This window comes from Geminicoccus flavidas (genome assembly GCF_009806515.1).
GTDB classification, from domain to species: domain Bacteria; phylum Pseudomonadota; class Alphaproteobacteria; order Geminicoccales; family Geminicoccaceae; genus Geminicoccus; species Geminicoccus flavidus.
The window spans coordinates 1-3,457 of sequence record NZ_WUJP01000662.1 but is presented as its reverse complement, the minus strand read 5'-3'; the positions used below and the strand labels follow the sequence as shown (position 1 = coordinate 3,457).

The following is a 3,457-nucleotide window of genomic DNA, read 5'->3' as shown; positions in this document are numbered from 1 at the left end:
TCGCCGGCTCCACCGATCATGACGTTGTTGCCGGCCTGGCCATAGAGTTGGTCGTTGCCGGCCCCGCCGTCCAGGCGATCGTCGCCTTCGCCGCCCTGGAGGAAATCGTCGCCGGCCTGGCCGTAATAGGAGTTGTGCCCGCCGCCGCCGACGATGACGTCTTGCCCGTTGCCGCCATGGACCACATTGTGGCTACCCTGCACCGGCTGCCCGGCCCAGGAGGCAGACATGCCGCGGAAATGGTCGTCACCGTCACCGCAGTCGATGAAGTTCACGCCGCCGGCATCGTCGATATGGTCGTCACCGCTGCCCGCATAGACGATGTCGTTGCCCACACCGGCGACGACATTGTCATCGCCGCTTCCACCCGAAATGAAGTCGTCGCCCATCCCCCCGAAAAGCTGATCTACGTCGGCTCCGCCATAGAGCCGGTCATCACCGTCACCGCCGCTCAGGTGGTCGGCATCCTCGTTGCCGTGGATGATGTCGTTGCCGGCCCCGCCCTCGATGAGGTCGAGGCCGCGCCCGCCAAAGGCGAGGTCGTGGCCGGGGCCGAGGTCGATCTGGTCGTCGCCCCCAAAGGCGTGAACAATGTCATGACCGGCTAGGCTCGAAATCCGATCCCCGCCGCTGCTGCCATGTAGAATATCGTTTCCGATCGTCCCAGTTTGGGTTACCATATTATCCATCCCTGAATTATATATTCATTTTGTAGTTGCCTGAGAGGAGCGTGTCAAATAGATCGTGATTTCCGCTCTGTTAGCTCGACCTGCGATCAGTATTCAGTGGCACGCCTCGCTTCAGCGAGCCGGGAAGCGGGGAGGCGCCGGTGCGATCTGCGCCACGTCGCGCTGCAGGCACCGGACGCCGACGGGTGACCGCAAGCCCTGGCCCGCTCCTGCTTGCCGGGAAACGCCTCCCACTCGGATCGCCCTGTCCTGCAGGGGCAGGAACATGTTCGTCGTCGCGTAGCCGGATCCGCTGGCGTGGCGCTGACGATGGGATGACCGCTCAGTGCCCGATGTCGAACAGGTCGCGATGCTGTCGCGGCCGTGATGCTAGGTACTGGGCAGGTGCCGTGACATGTCCGCCGAGATGGGCCGCCGCATGCCAGGGCCAGCGCGGGTCGTAGAGAATCGTCCGCGCGAGCGCGATCAGGTCGGCATCACCGGTGGCGACGATGGCCTCGGCCTGCTCGAACTCGGTGATCAGCCCGACCGCGATCACCGGCATCCTTGTTGCCGCCTTCACGGCCCGTGCCAGCGGTACCTGATAGCTCGGCCCCACGGGGATCCGCTGGGCCGGATCGAGCCCGCCGCTCGAGACATGGAAGGCAGCGCAGCCGCGCGCTTCGAGGGCCTGGGTGAAGGCGATGGTCTGGTCGATGTCCCAGCCGCCTTCCACCCAGTCGCTGCCGGACACCCGCATGGACACGCCGCGATCGGCCGGGAACGCGGCACGCACCGCGTCGAAGACTTCGAGCGGGAAGCGCATGCGGTTCTCCAGGCTGCCGCCATACGCATCGTCGCGGCGGTTGGAGAGCGGCGAGAGGAATTGGTGCAGCAGATAGCCGTGCGCGCCGTGAATCTGGATGGCCTCGATCCCCAGCCGCGCGGCCCGTCGCGCCGCCTCCACGAACGCATCCCGCACCCGCGCCATGCCGTCCCGGTCGAGTGCTGCCGGCGGGTGCTCGTCCGCCTCATAGGGGACCGCGGACGGTGCCACCGTCTGCCAGCCATTCGCCTGGCCGGGCGGGATCTGAGCACCACCCTGCCATGGGACCTCGGTCGATGCCTTGCGGCCGGCATGGGCCAGCTGGATGGCGATGGGCATCTCCGACCAGCGCCGCACGCTCTCCAGCGTGCGCGCGATCGCCGCCTCGGTCTGGTCGTCCCAGAGCCCGACATCGGCATAGGTGATCCGCCCTTCGGGCAGGACGGCGGTCGCCTCGATGGTCAGGAGCGCAGCGCTGGAAAGGGCCAGATGGCCCAGATGGATGAGGTGCCAGTCGGTCATGCAGCCATCGACGGCCGAGTACTGGCACATCGGCGCGATGACGATCCGGTTGGCCAGCTCGAGATTGCCGACCCGGATCGGCGTGAACAGCGTGCTCATGCCGGGTGCTCCTGCCATGGCCGTCAGGGGCGAGCCGGCGGTCCGGCCGCTCCGGCCTGACGGGCGTTGGAATTCGTTCCGACGAGGACCCAGGACGAAGGCGGGCTGCCCCGTTCAGACCAGAGCAACGCATGCCTGCGGCAGCAGTTCCGGCACGGTCATGCGCAAGGCCATGACCGGCCTGCATGCCCAGCCGCGGAGTGCCCGACTGGGCCACGCCGGCACCTTCTGCCTCAGGGACAGGATCGGCGGGGAATACAACCATGCATCGGGGATGCTACGGCATTGCTCCGTACGTCACCGTCCATGGTCAGGGAGACCCCATGCCCGAACTCTTCGCGTCGACCCGGCCCGCCGAGATCGCCGGCTTTGTCGGCAAGCATTACATCTACACCTACGACAATGGCTGGCAGTACGAGACCTACATCAAGAACGAGCGCCACCTGGACTACCGGGTGCACAGCGGTATCGTGGCCGGCCGCTGGGTGAAGAGCCAGGAAGCGCATATCGTCCGGCTGGCCGATGGGGTGTTCCGAATGTCCTGGGTCGAGCCGACCGGGACCGGCGTCAGCCTTGCCGTCAACCTGGTCGAGCGCCGCCTGCACGGCGCCATCTTCTTCCCGCGCTGGGTGGCGGACGCGCCGCACAAGATCGTGGGCTTCCAGAACCCGCAGATCGACCGGATGCTCGCCTATCGTGATGTCGGGCCGACCTATCCGATCGAGCTGGTCGATTCCTTCGCCACGATCACCTTCGTCGAGCAATGCGCGCGAGACGACGAGACGGTGATCGCGTGCGGACCCGAGGAACTGCCGCCCGGCTATGCGGCGCGCCGCAACTGAGCAGGCTTCGGCTGCGGGAAGGACGACCTTTCATGACAGGTCGTCCGATGCGATGATGGTAGGCTGTTCCGGATGAAGCGGCCGGCAGCGTGCGCGAAGCTGATTTCTGCGAAACGGACCCGAGGACCCGTCCCATTTCAACGGCTTGAATAGCTTCGACAGCCCGGAAGCCAGTTGGCTCAGGGCTTGGCCCGGAACTTCGAGAGCTGCATGGCCTGGCCCTTCTTGGACGAGATCATGCCGCGGTTGACCCCCATCCAGCCGATCTCGCCGAACAGCCGGCCGTACTCGATCTTGGGGCAGCGATCCATCACCACGGTGAGACCGGCCGCCTCCGCCTTGGCCGCCGCCTCCTCGTGGCGCACGCCCAGCTGCATCCACACCACCTTGGCGCCGATCCGGATCGCCTCGTCCACGATCGGCGGCGCGTCCTCGGAGCGGCGGAAGATGTCGACCATGTCCGGCACGACCGGCAGGGACTGGAGGTCCGGATAGACCGT

At 66.5% G+C, this 3,457-nt stretch carries 4 protein-coding genes; 1 reads left to right on the top strand and 3 read right to left on the bottom strand.

Annotated features, from left to right (window positions below; all coding sequences use genetic code 11):
• Both EQG76_RS33545 and EQG76_RS18790 read right to left on the bottom strand, forming a co-directional pair.
• Positions 1–680 (bottom strand): calcium-binding protein (locus tag EQG76_RS33545; RefSeq protein WP_200840929.1); only part of this gene is annotated, 680 nt, incomplete at its 3' end.
• 331 nt (positions 681–1,011) lie between these two features.
• A complete protein-coding gene (locus tag EQG76_RS18790; RefSeq protein WP_159715902.1) occupies positions 1,012–2,115 on the bottom strand; it encodes an NADH:flavin oxidoreductase/NADH oxidase in 1,104 nt (367 codons plus the stop codon).
• A gap of 323 nt (positions 2,116–2,438) precedes the next feature.
• On the opposite strand from EQG76_RS18790, the gene EQG76_RS18785 reads away from it, so the two are divergent.
• On the top strand, positions 2,439–2,957 hold the full coding sequence (locus EQG76_RS18785; protein WP_159715901.1) for a phenolic acid decarboxylase: 519 nt from the start codon (positions 2,439–2,441) through the stop codon (positions 2,955–2,957).
• 179 nt (positions 2,958–3,136) lie between these two features.
• Here the strand turns inward: EQG76_RS18785 and EQG76_RS18780 are convergent.
• A partial coding sequence (locus EQG76_RS18780; RefSeq protein ID WP_200840928.1) for a CoA-binding protein occupies positions 3,137–3,457 on the bottom strand: 321 nt, incomplete at its 5' end.

Coding starts and splice junctions, on each gene's coding strand:
- EQG76_RS18790 (WP_159715902.1), bottom strand. CDS start 2,115: ATGAGCACGCTGTTCACGCCGATCCGGGTCGGCAATCTCGAGCTGGCC.
- EQG76_RS18785 (WP_159715901.1), top strand. CDS start 2,439: ATGCCCGAACTCTTCGCGTCGACCCGGCCCGCCGAGATCGCCGGCTTT.